The following is a 16,450-nucleotide window of genomic DNA, read 5'->3' as shown; positions in this document are numbered from 1 at the left end:
ACGAGACATATATTTCAGAAATGATTAACATGTATATGTTTATCTCCTGAATTAATTATTTTATTAACCGACTGCAGTCTCATTATAAAACATATGCTAATTTTAACTCTGTATTTTCCGCAGTACAAAGCAAATAAAAAATATTTATGCTAACAGGTGATAATTAAATGCAAGCGGAACTTCCTTTTCTGTCACAATAAATTTCGGTATTTTCATTTAATACATCCTGTAAGGTTTAACCCCAGGAAAATAGTGAGTTAATATTGCAACAGTTAGCCCTGTCACTCAATCGTGCTGAGGCGCTCCCTGTATACTAACTCGTCTGTAACGATAAGGTGGTTTGCGGCGTTCCTTGTTATCACGCAGGCATCAGCGCTAAGTGATTGACTTTAACTTCAATAATAAGAAAATGTTTCCTTTCGCGCGGCTACCAGATACCACCGGAGTTTATTATCGCCTCTTCCCGTCATTTTCCGTTTATTACTGCCTTGAAACACCCGGCTGCCGTTGTGACGCTTGCATTGTTACTGGCCAGTTGTTCTTCAACACCACCAAAATCCCTGGTGACGCCACTTCCGCCAGTTGCCCGGCACCCTCTTCCCGACAAACCGGTATCGGGCCATGAACCCGTGCGTGGCGTCTGGCTGGCGACGGTTTCCCGCCTCGACTGGCCACCGGTTAATTCGGTGAATGCCGGCAGTGCATCATTGCGCATCAGCCAGCAGCAACAGGCGCTGATTACCAAGCTCGACAAGCTCAAAAGTCTGGGCATCAATACGGTGTTCTTTCAGGTGAAGCCTGACGGCACGGCGTTCTGGCCATCAAAAATTTTGCCATGGTCAGATATGCTGACGGGCAAAATTGGTCAGGATCCTGGATATGATCCGCTGCAATTTATGCTCGATGAAGCGCACAAACGCGGGATGAAAGTCCATGCCTGGTTTAATCCTTATCGCGTGTCTGTAAATACTAAACCTTCGACTGTGGTGGAACTGAATCAGACATTGTCACTGCACCCTGCCAGCGTATTCGTGTTGCACCGCGACTGGATCCGAACTGCCGGCGATCGTTTTGTGGTTGACCCGGGTATTCCTGATGCACGCGACTGGATAACCAGCATCGTGGCGGAAGTGGTCGTGCGTTATCCCGTTGATGGCGTTCAGTTTGATGACTATTTTTATTCAGAATCACCGGGTTCTGCCCTGGATGATAGCCTGACGTTCCGGAAATACGGTCAGGGTTATGCTTCAAAAGCAGACTGGCGGCGTCACAATACACAGATGCTGATTGAGCAGGTTTCGCGCACCATAAAACAGCTGAAACCGGCTGTGGAATTTGGCGTCAGTCCGGCAGGTGTCTGGCGCAACGTGTCGCATGATCCGGCGGGTTCACAAACTTCCGGCGCAGCGGCTTACGATGAGGCTTATGCGGATACCCGCTTGTGGGTGCAGCAGGGTTTGCTCGATTACATTGCGCCGCAACTGTACTGGCCGTTTTCCCGCAAGGCGGCGCGTTATGACGTGCTGGCAAACTGGTGGGCTAATGTGGTAAAGCCCACTCATACGCGTCTCTATATTGGTGTGGCGCTGTATAAAGTGGGCGAACCGTCAAAAAATGAACCGGACTGGATGGTAAGTGGTGGCGTACCGGAACTGAAAAAACAACTCGATATGAATGAATCCGTACCACAAATTAGCGGCACGATTTTATTCCGTGAAAGCTACCTCAACCAGCCGCAGACGCAGGATGCGGTGCGTTACCTGAAAAGCCGCTGGGGAAGCTGAAATAACGATGCCTGTTGTGTGGTTGCCTTATAAAGATATGCCGTGGAGCTAATAAATTGACCATGGCATCCATTTATCGTGCTTACGTAACCTCGGTTACCCGACAATGGTCCAGTTAGTCATGATTCTATGCCGCAAATTTAAGTAAATATTGCGAATATTTCCTGACCAGTTGGGGCCGCGAAAATCCGGGTTCAGGAAGGAGGCATTGTAGAAATGGTCGCGCCATTTTGCATTTAATTTCCCATGACCCGAACTGAGCGGCACCCCGGTGACCACCATCCTGTTCACTGTATCCGTGATAATAGTCGGATGAAAACCCATTTTTAAATAAAATCCCTGGCTGTCATCTACCGGTAATAATGAGGCGTTTTCGATATTCTGCTCCATCCCGTATCTTATGGCTGAAAATAAGAGAAGCTGACCCAGCCCGACAAATCTGTTGGGGTGGGATTTCGTAGGTTTGTTGGTATTTCCTTCAACATATATTGCCGAGATATATAAATAATCACGACTTCCCGGTTCACTTAGTACTACGCAGCGACCTGCTGCAACATCTTCATTTTTGTCTGTGAGTAGGGAAAAATTCATGGCGTTATTGTCATATTCCGGTGTCGTTTCCCGGGTTTCAACCAGTCTAAGGGTTAGGGGTGCCCTGCCAGCCGCATTTTTTTCTATGAAGCGCATAGTAATTTTAATTCCTCTCTATATATGATGAGTCAATTAAATTCGTGCTGCGTCAAACGGATATCAGTATAAACAAAGCGTACTGGAGGAATACTTAATAATATATGTACCTTTTAGCCACCCATGGCCAGATACAAATTATAAAAGCAAAGCCCCGCCTGAAAATACAGACGGGGCTTTGCTGTGTTGTGCATTAAATCTTCACTTCAGAACGTGTAATTTGCGCTGACCGAAAGATTGCGCGGTTCACCGTAAACGGCGTAATCGCTGAGCCATGAATAATATGTGCGGTCAAACAGGTTGTTGATGTTGGCCTGTACGGACAGCTGTTTTGTTACCTGATAACGCGTGAACAAATCCACCCGTGCCATACTGCCCTGTGATACGCGACGGGTTTCGCCGTCCGGTCCGGTTGCATTCTGGAAAGTGCGGTTTTGCCAGTTTACACCACCGCCGACAGTCAGATCCGGCATCGCCGGCACCTGGTAGCGGCTGAATAATTTCAGCTGGGTCTGCGGCATATTGCTGTTGAGACGGCTGCCGGTTTCGTCTTTCGCCACATAACGCGTCGCACCGAAGGTCATTTGCAGGTTGTCGGTCACCGCGCCGTTTAGCTCAAATTCAGCACCTTTGCTGACGGTGCCATTGACCGCAACATAAGCCTGTTCGCTCGAACCGTTAACGTATCTGCTGCCGTCTTCCTGCGCCACGTTATCCTGTTCGATACGGAATACTGCCATCGTGGCGGTCAGACGACCGTCTATCCACGCAGATTTAAGCCCGGTTTCGTAGTTTTTCCCGGTCGTTGGTGACAGGTAATGACCGTTAATATCGCGGTCAGTCTGTGGCTGGAAGATGGACGTGTAACTGGCATACGCCGACCAGGTATCGTTAATGTCATACACCAGCCCGCCATACGGAGTGATGTTGTTTTTGTTCATACTGCCGCTGCTGCCGTTGGTGCTCCACCGGGTATAGCGCGCGCCGACGATCAACGAAAGCGGATCCACCAGTGAGAAGCGCGTTGCGAAGTAACCCGCTTTCTGGCGGATCACATCGTCCGCATTCAGATACCAGTCTCCCCACTCCGGTTCACTGACACGCCCGTCCCAGCTGTTGCCGAAACTGCCAATGGTGTCGCTATCGAGGGAACCGTCTGCGCTGTAAGTCTGGTTATGCTGCCGGCTGTAGCTTATACCCGCCACCATCTGATGCTGCCGGCCAAACCATTCAAACGGCCCGGTGGCATAAGTGTCGATGGAGTCCACTTTGCGGGTGCCACGGTCTTTGCTGCCAAAACCACTGAGGCCGGTGCCTGTAGTGTGATCCGGGAAATTCATGAGATAGAGCAATTTATCGTTAAACGTTTGCTCGCCGTGTGTGCCATTAACGCGCAATGTCCAGCCGTTATCAAAGTCATGCTTCACGTTAGCAAATACTTTGCGCGACTGGATGGCGTAATTCGTCCAGTCTGCGGAAGTATTCGTGCTGCGGTCATAATGGGTGCGCGAACCGTCGGTATACCAGGTTGGCAGGCCGCCCCACGTCGGGTTAGCGGTATTATTTTCCTGATAATCGTAACCGAGCGACACGGTGGTGTTATCGGTCACATCTGCATCCACCACGCCGTAGAAGAATTTTTTGCGCTTGTGATAGCGATCCAGCCAGCTGTCCTGGTCCTGATAACCGGCGACCACGCGTCCGCGCACCGAGCCTTCCTGATTCAGCGGACCGGAAGCGTCCAGGACGTAACGCTGTTTGTTCCAGCTGCCGTAACCGGCGCTAATCTCACCGGTGAATTCTTTGCTGTCGGCGTGTTTACGCACCATGTTGACAGAAGCGGACGGATTACCCGTTCCGGTCATCAGGCCGGTTGCACCCCGCACCACTTCGATGCGGTCATAAATCGCGGTGTCTTCGGCTGCATCACCAAAATTCCAGGTATCGCTGACGGAGGTCGGAATGTCGTCGTAGGTGTAACTGTTGATGTAAAAACCGCGGGAAAAATAAGACACGCGTTCGCTGTCAATAACCTCCGTTGAGATGCCGGTGGTATTATTCAGCACGTCGCCGACCGACTGGAGGTTCTGATCCTGCATACGCTGTTGAGTGATAAAGCTCACTGATTGCGGAATATCTCGCGGCGTCAGGTTCATTTTGGTGCCTGCGGTGGTGGTTCGGACGGCGTAATCCTGTGCGTCGCTGCCGGTTGGCGTCGCCGTGCCTTCGATCACCATATCTTGCTGCTGACCAAATGTATCCGTACTGGCAGTGCTTTTTATCCCGCTGAGGTTTTCAGCCGCCAGTACCGGATTTACCAGAATAAATATCGCCAGTGCCAGTGATGAAACCGCAAAAGTTCTCCCTGCGTCTGCGGCACACTGGTGTGCATAAATCACCCTGCCATTCAAAGACATAACACATTCCCGTGGAAAATTTTATAAGTGTAAGACTGTTTCTATTATTGTTTTACACGAACAGCCTAAATGAGAATGTAAATAGTAATTATTAACGTTAACCATGTCGCGATGTGGATGAGTTTTAATAAGTAACAAAATGTTAATCAGGTTTTATCCGTGAACGAATCAGTGGTTGGAAATGCATGTCTCTGAGGTTTCTTATGCATTTCAGACTATTCTGTCCCGCATGCGGCCCTTCCGGGTTGTGGAGTCTTCTACCCTTAAGGTGTTCAACATAAGGAGACGCTATGAGACGAATCGCATTGTTACTCACCCTGTTGATCGCGGGTTCTGCTGTCGCCGAAGACACGACTTCGCAACATACTCCCGCGACCTATATCAATATCCTCTGTAGCTCCGCGCTTAATAAACCTGATGGTACTGCGGATTATTTCCGTGAGCAGATCAAAGATATTTCGACGCAATCTCAGTCTCCGTCGTCGATCAATAAGCCAGAGTTTAATGAGGATGAAGCGGATAAGGTGATTGAAACATGGACATCGCTCAGCAAAACCGATCGCGAAAAAATCAGAACACAACAGCAATGTCAGGACACCTTGCTTCAGCGATATCAGGCAGGATAAAGATGGGGAGAGGATAAAAGAATGCGGGATGTGTTCCCGCATTATGTTGACGTTCTCTATCAGGCTGCTTTGACCGCACGTACTTTTTTGGTCGCGGCAGGTTCAGCGACAGCCCGGTCTTCAGCGGTGGTATCGGCTGGTGCGACGGGCTGCTGCGCTGTCCCCTCTTCGGGCAGTTTGCTGGTGCGCAAAATATGCTGGACGGTATCTTTGTGTTCAGCAAGGTGAAGCGCAATATTTTCCGCGAGTGTTTCATCCAGGTCGAGATTGCTTTGTGACAGCCATTCAGTAAAAGCATCTGCCATGTCCAGCATTTTGTCGTATGCATCTGCTTCTTTCTTATTGGCAAAAGTCATTTTCTCTTCACCTTTTCTGACAACAACAAATTTTGTTTCAACAGCCATAATTCGCTCCTTATACTGTAATTATATCCAGTATACCAATAATCAGTGAAGGATACATCATCCGGCCTGTTTTTTATAGTGCTGAGCCTGGATCGCTCTGCCCGGGTGTCTGATCAGCGCAGCCTGACTGAAAGCTCGACATCATCACTGAATGGTACAGAAAGATAACCGTTCTCCGCCGAACGCACATGGGTAAGATAGTTCTGGTTGTAGCTCGCATTGTCGGCGATGATCATCGTGCCCGGATGAAAACGGCTTTCCAGCAAATGCAGAATATCGTCATAAAGTACTTTTGCGCCATCGAGAATCAGTAAATCGATGGTCTCTGGCAGATCAACGGCCAGTGTGTTCAGCGCGTCACCGACACGAATTTCGACTAAATCGCTCACGCCAGCCTGCACAAAATGTTCCCGTGCCTTTGCCACTTTTGTCGGCTCAAACTCGCTGGTGATGACCTTACCGCCGCCGTTATCGCGCAACGCCGCCGCCAGATACAACGTGGAAAGCCCGAACGACATGCCAAATTCCACCACCGATGTTGCCTTAGTACTTCGCGCCAGCATATACAGCAGTTTGCCTGTCTCGCGTGATACCGGCAGCCACATGTGTTTCAGCAGACTATATAAATTCAGATATTCTGTTTTGCTGTGCATCATGCGCGTAGTTTCTTCTTCCGGTATCTGCGTGAAATCGAAACGGGCTGCAGCGCTGGCTTCATTGAAAAGACGGTCGAGTAATGGCGCCATCGGTGCGCAGGTCAGAGTGTTTTCTGTGGTCATAGGATTATCCTGTTTAACATTGAGCAACGTGTCATAACTGACTAGAATGCGAGTGATTCATCGCGTTTAAAATTATGCGATGTTTTCGTTGCCTCCACTATTCGCATTCTTTTTTGAGGACTCAGCCCGTCATGACCCACCGCCGCATCCCGCAGGTTTCCTCACGTAAAGAGCCAAAACAATCCCGCTCAGCCGGGCTGGTGGCGACCATTCTTGAAGCCGCTGCTCAGGTTTTAGCGAAGGAAGGCGCCGCCCGTTTTACTACCGGTCGCGTCGCTGAAAGAGCCGGAATCAGCATCGGTTCGCTGTATCAGTACTTTCCCAATAAAGCGGCGATTTTGTTTCGTCTGCAAAGCGACGAGTGGCGGCGAACCCGTGATATGCTGCGCAGCATTCTTCAGGACGCAGAAAAGACCCCTGCCGTGCGCTTACGTATTCTGGTGCATGAATTTATCCGTTCCGAATGTGAGGAAGCGCAGATGCGTGGCGCGCTCAGTGACGCCGCACCGTTTTATCGTGACGCCCCGGAGGCGCTGGAAGCGCGGGCGGCGGGAGAGGAAGTGTTTCATCGGTTTATGCATGAGGTAATGCCGGATGTCGCCGAAGAAAAGCGCCAGCTGGCGGGGGATCTGCTTTCAACCACACTCAGTGCTTTTGGCCGGGACTTTTCTGCCACCCCGCGTACCGCCGCTGAAATCAAAATTTATGCTGATGCGCTGGCGGACATGTTTACAGCCTATGTGCAGGGGGCGGTTTAGTCAGGCGTGAATTTCTGAGGGATAAGCGGGGCTATGAACGAGATGCCATGACGGCACGTTTCTCAGAGGAATTACCGGGGATCCCAAAACGCTAATTTCGTTTCAGGCCGACGGATGGCATAGTAAATGTCTGATTTTTACAACAGGACCGTTCCATGATCGTCGTTACTCCGTCAGTCGATCCGTCACTTGCGCGAATCGCCCCTGGTTTTCGGGTATTAAGCGTGTCTGCGCAGGCCGCGCCGATAACTAACCCTGCCATTGCGGAAGCCGCTTTACAAAGCGCCTGCCGTTTTATCGTTGAGAATGATTTTCCCTGGGCGGATGAACATCTGAACGCCTGGGCCGAGGTTTTCAAAGCCTTTGGGGCGAAACCTAAACGTACTGCCTGCTCAGCCGATGCCCTCAGAAAACGCGTGCTGAAAGACGGCACGATGCCAGCCATCGATCCGGTGGTCGATCTTTACAATGCGGTGAGCATTCAGTATGCCATTCCGGTCGGTGGCGAAAATATTTCTGCTTATTCCGGCCATCCGAGGCTGACATTTGCCGATGGCAGCGAGCCTTTTGACACCATGAAAGCGGGCGAACCGGTGATTGAATTCCCCGATGCCGGAGAAGTTATCTGGCGTGATGATACGGGGGTGACCTGCCGGCGCTGGAACTGGCGTCAGGGTATCAGAACCCGGCTCGACAGCGAGGCGCAAAACATGTGGTTCATCCTCGAAAGCCTGCCCGCCATGCCTTTGCAGGCACTCCAGGACGCAGGTGATATGCTGATTAACGGACTGGAACAGCTGATGCCAGGTGTTAAAACTGACGTGAAGCTGATAACACTGGGTTGATGATGCAAATAAGGCTCCTTGCGGAGCCTTATTTATGATCCAGCAGCGAGGTGCCGTAAGAATTATCGATGGTACATACCCAGCGCCCGTCCGGTTCATGGCGGAAAACATAAGTGGCACGACGGGTAGTGGTCACTGTGCCGCCCTGTCCGTCGGGGAAGTGCAGCACCGTTTCCATGATCACCAGCGCATCCTGCGCCCCTTCAATCACCTGCATCTCACCCTGTTCCACCACCAGTTGATCCTGGAAATAATCCGAGATGGCGATAAAGGCTTTGCGGATATCGTTTTTGCCGCGGGCAATCATGCCCGGTTTAATCACCAGTGCCGCATCCACGGCGTAATGCGCCATCAGCGAGTCGAAATCTCTGTCTGATATGGCTTTGTCACAAGCTTCGATAACCTGGCGGATCGGGTGTGTACTCATCCGTTAATGTCCTTTCGCTGAGTTCTAGAATAATGAGATCCCTGACTGAAATAACAGGATGTCGACCAGGCAGCTGAAGTCTGTCTCTGACATATTAATAACAAATTTTTTGCCAATAAACATCCCTGCCTTCAGCATGCCCTGATACCGGCAGGCGTGCTGAAGGCCCCGCTACACCAGGCGTTTGTTTGAACGTTGGCTGATGGAACAGGGTCAGAGTGGTGATAAGAAAACCGGATCAGTCGTAATTCTCACCATACAGACCAATGAGCCGCCGCACGACACCATTGGTCCAGCCGAAGCCATCCTGCAGCGGATATTCCCCGCCGCCACCTTCACGAGGGATGCCCCCTGAGATGTGGTATTTCTCGATCAGTTTATGATGTTGCTGGTAATACTGATTCACCGTTTTCAGCCAGTTACGGGCAATTTCATCACCCAGCGCATCATTGCCGTATTGCTTGAAACCCTGAATTGCCATCCATTGCAGAGGGGCCCAGCCGTTGGGTTTATCCCATTGTTCACCGGTTTCATATTCCGTCGCCATGATGCCGCCGGGCGTGAATAAACGTTTACGTACAGCCTCTGAAAGCCGTTCAGCCTGGTAATGACTGGCAAGCCCCACATACAACGGCACGACGCTGGCAGCGGAGAACAACGCCATTTGCTGACGGTGCCAGTCGTAATCGCGAAAACAACCTTCGTTGTCATCCCACAGATAACGGTTTATGGCGTCACGCCGGTTTTCTGCTTTACGGCGGAATAAAATTTCGGTGACTTTATCTCCCTTCAAACCGGAAATATTGGCGATAGCGCTTTCGAGTTTATGCATAAACGCATTCAGATCTACCGGGATAAATTGCGTGGTACGGATACTGGCGAGACGGTGGCCGTCACGCAACCAGCGCGATGAATAATCCCAGCCAGATTCCGCCCCCGCACGCAAATCGCGGTAAACCTCGTTGGCTGGCCGGCCTGAATGTTTAGCGGTTTCGACGTCTTCACGCCACGATTCATCGCGCGGGGTGTCCCTGTCATCCCAGTAACGGTTAAGCAGTGTACCGTCCGGCAGGCAAACTGCATGGCGGTACGCCTGATTCGGCGCGAGAGAGTCCGCACCATCCATCCAGAATTCATATTCCATTTTCAGATGATCGAGATACCGCCGTGCGCCACGTACACCGTCTTCCTCGAACAGTTCAACCATCAGCGCGAACACCGGTGGCTGTGAACGGCTCAGATAATACGTGCGGTTACCGTTAGGAATATGGCCGTATATCTCAATAATCCAGGCGAAATTGTCCGCCATGGTGCGCAGGAGATCATTACGGCCACTTTCCGCCAGACCTAACATCGAAAAGTAAGAATCCCAGTAATAGGTCTCACTGAAACGTCCGCCGGGAACCACATAGGCCTGAGGCAAAGGCATCAGTGAAGACCATGGCACATGATCTTCCGGCTGGCGCGTCAGCACTGGCCAAAGTTTATCGATGTGTTCTTTCAGCGAATCGCCGGGATCGGAGACGTATTCATCATCGCGGTGTTCCGGCAGCCAGAAATGTGCGTCAACAAAGCGTTTCAGGTTAAAGCCAGGATGATTCTTTACCCGGCGATAACGCAGCAAAATGTCCAGCGGATCCATCTTCGGCGGGCAGTCCGGGAAGGTTTTGCTGTCCTCGAAAAGCCCTGAAGATTGCACGCTGGTAAACAATTCCAGATAACGGTCAGCAGGCGTTAAGGCATCGGAAGGCGGCAAGCCTTCGATCATCTCTGGTTCCGGTTCTGCATCCATCATCCGGTCAAGGATCAGTTCAATCGGCTCGAGCTCGGTCAGACGAGTCTCTTCGCTCTCAGCATTTTCGCTGTCAAACATTGCGTTTTGGTTCGTCTGGTAATTTGCATTTTGCATATGCTGCAAGCCTCTTGCTTATAAAATTCACACGACGGCGCTGTGTTTTTCACTATGCGGTGTGATGGCGTATAAATCGCGTAAATAGCTTTCGCCCCAGTTCGCAATGTCATTCTTACGCAGCACCGCCATCATGTCGTTATAGCGTTCAAGCCGTTCTTCCAGCGGCATGGTCAGTGCTTTATCCAGCGCCGCTGCCACATCATCCCGGTCATAAGGGTTGACGATCAGTGCCGATGTAAGTTCATTTGCTGCACCGGCAAATTGTGACAAAACAAGAACGCCGGGGTCTTTTGGATCCTGCGCGGCGACATACTCTTTTGCCACCAGATTCATGCCATCTCGCAGCGGCGTCACCAGCCCGACATCCGTCAGGCGGAACAATTTCATGAGCAGGCTGCGCTGGAAATGCTGGTTGAGGTAAAACAGCGGCGTCTGGTTGATACCACCATATTTACCGTTGATGCGCCCCACTTCGGTTTCCAGCTGATGACGCAGTTCCTGATAGGCTTGCACGTCACCGCGCGAGGTCGGGGCAATTTGCGAATAGCGCACTTTACCGCGATGCTGCGGGAATTTTTCCAGCAATGCCTCAAAGGCGAGAAAGCGCTCCGGCAACCCTTTGGTGTAATCGAGACGCTCACAGGAAATAATATTTTTCGATTCGCGTAGTTCGCGTTCCATCGCCGCCATTTTGGGTGGCAGCGGGCCCTCGGCCATTTCCTTTATGCTTTCCGGTGCAATGCTGATCGGATATACGCCGGTAGCAAAGGTTTTGCCAAACGCCCGGTGCTGATGTGTATCGCAATCTTCAATATCAGCCAGCGATTTGAGATTATCCAGAAACGCCATACGGTCACCTTCGGTCTGGAAGCCCAGCAAATCATACTCGCACATCATTTCGAGCAATTCATCGTGTGTTGGCACGGCATTAAAGATTTCCGGGGTCGGGAACGGAATGTGCAGGAAGAAACCAATACGGTTTTTTACGCCGAGTTTACGCAGCGCGGCAGCGAACGGCAGTAAATGATAATCATGGATCCACAAGATATCATCCGCTTTGATGAGCGGCTGCAATCTTTTCGCCAGCATATTATTGACCCGGCAGTAACCGTCCCACGCCTCGCGCTGGAAATCCACCAGATCGATACGATAGTGAAGCGCCGGCCAAAGTACGGCATTTGAAAACTGACAGTAATACAGATCGTAATCGTTTTGATTAAGCGGAACCGAAGCGTAAGTAATGCCGTTATCTTCCATCAGATGCAGGTCATCCTCTTCTTCGCCCGATATTTCACTTATCTCACCATTCCAGCCAAACCAGAGACCTGAAGTATTTTTCAGCGCATCCAGAATGCCCACGGCCAGCCCGCCAGCGGATTTTGAACCGTCAGGAATGGCAATTCGGTTAGAGACAACAACCAGGCGACTCATAATTCGAACTCCTTCTTAAATGTTAATGTGTGACGTTGTAACGCCTCAATCCACCGGTAAACGTCGTGAACGGTTTTGACACGATACTGCGCGAGACTTGAACCTTCGCCAACTTTCACCGTGATCCCCCGCATGGCGTTAACCACTTCGAACCCTTTTTCATCGGTCAGATCATCGCCTACGAATACCGGAATACGTCCGGAAAAGGGTGTCTGTTGCATGAACGTATAAATCGCAGCGCCCTTATCTTTTCCGCGAGGTTTAATCTCAAGAACGCATTTACCGGGCTGAAGTACCAGCTCAGGGAATTTTGCTACGACGGATTCCGCCAGGGCTAATACCTGCTGCTGATGCAGCATTGCCTGACGATAATGCAATGCAAAAGCCATGCCTTTGATTTCGAGTAACGTACCCGGCAGCGCGTTCATTCCCGCTTCAAGAGTTTGTTGCACCTCTTCTGCCACGTGGCGGGGTAAGGTGACGCGGTGCATCCTGCCGCTGCCGTCGCGCATTTCTGCGCCGTGAACACCCGCTGCGGGAAGTTCCAGAGGACTGACCAGCTGATCAAGCTGCTCCACCGGACGTCCCGACACCAGTGCCAGCGCACCTGAAGATGCCGCAAACAGCGTTTGCAGGTGGGCACGAACATCAGCGGGGATCGTGACGGCATCAGGCTCGTCACATATCTCGGCGAGGGTGCCATCGACGTCGAAAAAGTAGGCGTATTGACGACTGTCCAATATCGGAAGAAGCGGTGTTTCGGTGTGATTTTCCTGAATTTCTGTGGTCAAAATAGCTCTCCTGTTTGCAAGTTACGACACAGCGCGTCAATGCACTGAACACCTCTGAAGTAATTTTCCAATAGATAAATATAACTCTTCGTCAGGTAAACGCAGGAAAAATCAGATTAATCTACACCCTGCTGGCGGGTTTTAACGATAAAAGAGAACAGTTTGAATATTGATTGCTTTCTAAACGGTTGCGGTTAGTTTTTATCCTGTCTGCCCGCGGCCAGTTTGCCGGCGTTATATCCTCAGCAGTGCCGTCATTGCCGTAATTAAGGTGAGTTAATGGCTGCCCAAAGCTGTGCAAATATAGGTGTGAAGAGCGTGGATTTTAAATAGTTTAAACCTGCGGAACCGCCTGTACCTTGCGACTGACCTATAGTGCGTTCAACGAGTTTCGCATGACGATAGCGCCATTCTTGTAGCAGCGAATCCAGGTCTAACAGCTGGTTTAGTAACAGGGCTTCGCAAGAATACTGCTCTAAAATATCCCGGAAGATATCCTTCTCTTCTTTGTTTAACTCGCCTGAGCCGAGGAGTTGTGTACGTACAACTTCCCATAATGAGGCTGGCAGAAGAATTGCCGCTAATCTTTCTTGTATCACATCGTCATGTTCATATTGTTGAAGTTTTTTGCTGTTTGCCTTTCCTAAAAGCGCTTCAATTGCATCAAACTGATATGACTGGAAACCGCTTGCGCCGCCCAGATAACCGCGAAATTGCTGAAACTCATGGAACTTCAGCGTGTCGATGACAGCTATTTGATTTACCATCGTTCGGGTGATGGTATTTATGCGAATCATGCTGCTGATTGACTCAGGTATTTCTCCTTTTTTGATTAAATTAATGACATGATGAATTTCATTAATTAATTGCTTAAACCATAATTCATAGGTTTGATGCGTAATAATGAAAAGGTTCTCATTGCGCTGTTCGCTGTGAGGTGATTTTGGTTGTTGCAGAGATAATAACTCATGTAATTTAAGATAACTTGAATAGTCCATAATAAATTATATGAATACTTCCCGCTTGCGATAACTTCAAACGGTCTGATTCTTGCAGATAAGTCGCAGGTTTATGTCCGGATTTTCTGCCGTCTGATGACTGCGGATTGAATGCCATTCACCGTCCACACCTTATTACCCGCGAGTTTTAAGCCCAAACCATGATTTAGGATTTATGAGCCACGCGCTTACCTGTTTTGGTCATCCCGCCAGTCGTCAAAGCAATCTTTCAGCATTCACCCATTGATTAAGGGTTAATATTTATCAGTATCATGGGTTAATATAGTCTGATACAGACATGGTTTTATTGCTAATCATGAAAAGGGAAAGAGCAGAGGTTTGCTGGGCAGCGCATCCCCGGTTAAATCCGGTAACTGTAGAGAAATAAAATAATGCCCCGGAAATATACCTTCAGGTAATTGAATTAACTCTGTCACAGAAGCCTGCCTGCGTTCAGTAATAGGGTTGCAGGGGTCTGCCATTCCCCAGAAACAGCGGTGGTTATCCATCAGTCCTCCGTCGTGCAGTTTATCAATAGAAGGTATATCCACAAATAAATGTTGTACGCCAAGCTGAAGTACCCTCTCCATTGCCTGATGGCTAAAATAGGGAGCACCATTGCCGTCAGGCAGCCAGGATTTATCATCCGTTGTAATAACCAGCGCCTGAAGATAATCTGAACCTAGCGGGGTCAGCGCATGGTTAATTGCCTCTTCAGTAATAATCCAGTCATTATCTTCAGCGTGGGTGTTGTAGCGGTCTTTCATTTTTGATACCCGTTCTAACGAAACGTGAATCAAAGTGGCAGCCATAAAAAGAGGCATGCTGAGATCAGCTACGTTATGTATTTCAGGCAAAATATGACCGATGCATTCAGTATGGGTGCCGTGACAATGTGGAACGAAACTAATAAGCGAAGCGTTACAGGCACCGCCGGAAGTTACTCTGGCCTGACTATTCTCATATTTTAAGGGAGCTTCATAAGCCGGTGCAATGCCATAAAGATTGACAGCGTTATCTGCAAAACAGAGCTGCGCAGAGAGTTTAATCGACTCCTGATGGTGAATTATATGGGTACGTCCACGATAAACTATTTCAATTCGGGTCATCGGAAATATTCCTCCAAATCTTTCTCAATACATTATGTCAGGGATCTTTACACCGCAAAGTGCAGAGCCGGATCGTGGATAGTGATTTCAGAACGCAGTCCGGGAAAGTTTTCTATAGGTATGCACAAGTGTATCCAGCAAACGGGCAAACGTCGGGGCATCTGTTGAAGGTGCCATGATAGTCGCGCGCCACCAACGGCGGTTATCAACAAATGAAGATGCCAGATGAAAGATTCCTTGCTGCATCAGCTCGTTGCGCACAGCGATGTGTAACCGGTCACTGTCCGGACCTGGTGTATCGGCATATCGGAAGCAGACAAGATTGCTTTCCGGCTCACAAAGTCCCTCAAACTCTTTTCGTGCCAGGATCATTTGCCAGAACCTGCGTGCTGCCCGATGGCGGCTATGGACATACTCTGCCAGGCCCGCTTCTCCTCTGTGCGCCAGATTAAGAAAGACCTTAAGACCAAGTTCTGCCTTAGACCCTTCGATGGTGTAGTGCATCAGATCCGGACCGGGACGGTGTTCGTCGAAAAACAGGTAATCGGCATTGTGCTGGAATGCCTGGCTTAAGTCTGCACGGGCGCGAACAAGCACGGCAGCGGCAAGTGTTGAGGTCCGCAGCATTTTATGCGCATCCCAGGTGATTGAATCTGCCTGAGCGATACCCTGCAGGTGGTGGCGTAACTCGGGAACGAGTAAGGCAGATCCTCCATGAGCCGCGTCGACATGCAGCCAGATACCTTCGTGATGGCAGGCGCTGGCGATTTCTTCCAGGGGGTCGAATAAGCCGGTTGGTGCTGCGCAGGCATTGGCGACAACGGCCATCACTGTGCGGCCAGCACGATGATGCGCCTTGATGCTCTCGCTAACCTGCGCACCGGCAACGCGTCCAAAGCGATCACAAGGCAGTGCGTGTACTGCGCGACTGCCAAGGCCAAGAATGGCAGCCGCCCGTGAGACGGAGACATGGGCGTTTGCCGGCGCGAGAATAATCACATTTTGCGGCATTCCATGCTGCCATACATCGGGAAAAATATGATGACGGGCCACCAGAAGGGCTGTGAGGTTCGCCAGCGAACCGCCATGAACAAGGATCGCGCCGGAGTCTTCGGGGGACCAGCCCACTTTTCCGAGCATCCACTCGGTGACCACCAGTTCGGCCGCTACCCCGGCGGCGCCCATCTCGAATAAAGACATGGCATTGTTGCTTACGCCATGCACCAGGTCGGCAATGGCGGAACCGATATCGGGAACCGCGCATTGGTGAGACATATAACCGGGATGGTGGAGCCGCGTTCCCTGATCCAGATACGCCTTAATGAATGCGGCTAATGTGCTGTCCGTCATTCCGCCAGCTTTAATGGACGTGCGCATGTTCAAGTCATTAATCAGCTTCTGCGGTGGAGTTTGTTTTAATACGGTTACTTCACCCTGCTGGGAGTCCTGGACATAGTCGTCCAGCACTTTGGCCACTGCGAG

General features: G+C 50.4%; 15 protein-coding genes. 4 read left to right on the top strand and 11 right to left on the bottom strand.

Annotated features, from left to right (window positions below; genetic code table 11):
- Positions 1-449: 449 nt before the first annotated feature.
- A complete protein-coding gene (locus J1781_RS08680) occupies positions 450-1,784 on the top strand; it encodes a glycoside hydrolase family 10-like protein (protein ID WP_408004153.1) in 1,335 nt (444 codons plus the stop codon).
- Between the two features lie 96 nt (positions 1,785-1,880).
- Here the strand turns inward: J1781_RS08680 and J1781_RS08675 are convergent, their stop codons facing one another.
- Both J1781_RS08675 and fhuE read right to left on the bottom strand, forming a co-directional pair.
- Entirely contained in the window at positions 1,881-2,471 is a 591-nt protein-coding gene (locus tag J1781_RS08675) for an N-acetyltransferase (protein WP_217233446.1), read from the bottom strand.
- 206 nt (positions 2,472-2,677) lie between these two features.
- The gene (gene fhuE / locus J1781_RS08670) at positions 2,678-4,888 is read right to left on the bottom strand and encodes a ferric-rhodotorulic acid/ferric-coprogen receptor FhuE (RefSeq protein WP_217233445.1); all 2,211 of its coding nucleotides are present in this window, start codon (positions 4,886-4,888) and stop codon (positions 2,678-2,680) included.
- A gap of 290 nt (positions 4,889-5,178) precedes the next feature.
- Here fhuE and J1781_RS08665 point away from each other — a divergent pair, with 290 nt between their 5' ends.
- On the top strand, positions 5,179-5,514 hold the full coding sequence (locus tag J1781_RS08665; RefSeq protein ID WP_129953582.1) for a hypothetical protein: 336 nt from the start codon (positions 5,179-5,181) through the stop codon (positions 5,512-5,514).
- Between the two features lie 59 nt (positions 5,515-5,573).
- On the opposite strand, the gene J1781_RS08660 is transcribed toward J1781_RS08665, so the two are convergent.
- Positions 5,574-5,918 carry a YebG family protein gene (locus J1781_RS08660; RefSeq protein WP_129953581.1) on the bottom strand — a complete coding sequence of 115 codons (345 nt, stop codon included), beginning with the start codon at positions 5,916-5,918 and terminating at the stop codon, positions 5,574-5,576.
- A gap of 113 nt (positions 5,919-6,031) precedes the next feature.
- A complete protein-coding gene (locus J1781_RS08655; protein WP_129953580.1) occupies positions 6,032-6,697 on the bottom strand; it encodes an O-methyltransferase in 666 nt (221 codons plus the stop codon).
- 131 nt (positions 6,698-6,828) lie between these two features.
- Here J1781_RS08655 and J1781_RS08650 point away from each other — a divergent pair, with 131 nt between their 5' ends.
- Both J1781_RS08650 and J1781_RS08645 read left to right on the top strand, forming a co-directional pair.
- Positions 6,829-7,455, top strand: coding sequence for a TetR/AcrR family transcriptional regulator (locus J1781_RS08650; RefSeq protein WP_217219472.1), 627 nt, complete (start codon positions 6,829-6,831; stop codon positions 7,453-7,455).
- A 155-nt stretch (positions 7,456-7,610) separates the two neighbouring features.
- Positions 7,611-8,300 (top strand): B3/B4 domain-containing protein, encoded by a 690-nt coding sequence (locus J1781_RS08645; RefSeq protein WP_217138900.1) that lies wholly within the window; start codon positions 7,611-7,613, stop codon positions 8,298-8,300.
- Between the two features lie 28 nt (positions 8,301-8,328).
- On the opposite strand, the gene J1781_RS08640 is transcribed toward J1781_RS08645, so the two are convergent.
- The 7 genes from J1781_RS08640 to J1781_RS08610 form a co-directional block, all read right to left on the bottom strand.
- Positions 8,329-8,727 (bottom strand): YybH family protein, encoded by a 399-nt coding sequence (locus J1781_RS08640; protein ID WP_129991003.1) that lies wholly within the window; start codon positions 8,725-8,727, stop codon positions 8,329-8,331.
- A gap of 238 nt (positions 8,728-8,965) precedes the next feature.
- Positions 8,966-10,600 carry an alpha,alpha-trehalase TreF gene (gene treF, locus J1781_RS08635; RefSeq protein WP_129953746.1) on the bottom strand — a complete coding sequence of 545 codons (1,635 nt, stop codon included), beginning with the start codon at positions 10,598-10,600 and terminating at the stop codon, positions 8,966-8,968.
- 63 nt (positions 10,601-10,663) lie between these two features.
- Complete coding sequence (otsA, locus tag J1781_RS08630) at positions 10,664-12,070, bottom strand: alpha,alpha-trehalose-phosphate synthase (protein WP_129953576.1); 1,407 nt, start codon at positions 12,068-12,070, stop codon at positions 10,664-10,666.
- Positions 12,067-12,861: a trehalose-phosphatase gene (gene otsB / locus J1781_RS08625; protein WP_238483499.1), complete on the bottom strand. Its 795-nt coding sequence runs from the start codon at positions 12,859-12,861 to the stop codon at positions 12,067-12,069. The genes otsA and otsB overlap by 4 nt, the downstream gene beginning before the upstream one ends.
- 266 nt (positions 12,862-13,127) lie before the next feature.
- Positions 13,128-13,859 carry a tryptophan 2,3-dioxygenase family protein gene (locus tag J1781_RS08620; RefSeq protein WP_129953575.1) on the bottom strand — a complete coding sequence of 244 codons (732 nt, stop codon included), beginning with the start codon at positions 13,857-13,859 and terminating at the stop codon, positions 13,128-13,130.
- A 314-nt stretch (positions 13,860-14,173) separates the two neighbouring features.
- On the bottom strand, positions 14,174-14,968 hold the full coding sequence (locus J1781_RS08615; RefSeq protein ID WP_129953574.1) for a cyclase family protein: 795 nt from the start codon (positions 14,966-14,968) through the stop codon (positions 14,174-14,176).
- Between the two features lie 87 nt (positions 14,969-15,055).
- Entirely contained in the window at positions 15,056-16,345 is a 1,290-nt protein-coding gene (locus tag J1781_RS08610; RefSeq protein ID WP_205952647.1) for a pyridoxal phosphate-dependent decarboxylase family protein, read from the bottom strand.
- Between the last annotated feature and the right edge of the window lie 105 nt (positions 16,346-16,450).

The organism is Rahnella perminowiae (assembly GCF_019049695.1).
Classification (GTDB): domain Bacteria; phylum Pseudomonadota; class Gammaproteobacteria; order Enterobacterales; family Enterobacteriaceae; genus Rahnella; species Rahnella perminowiae.
This window is presented reverse-complemented; position numbering and strand designations above follow the sequence as displayed.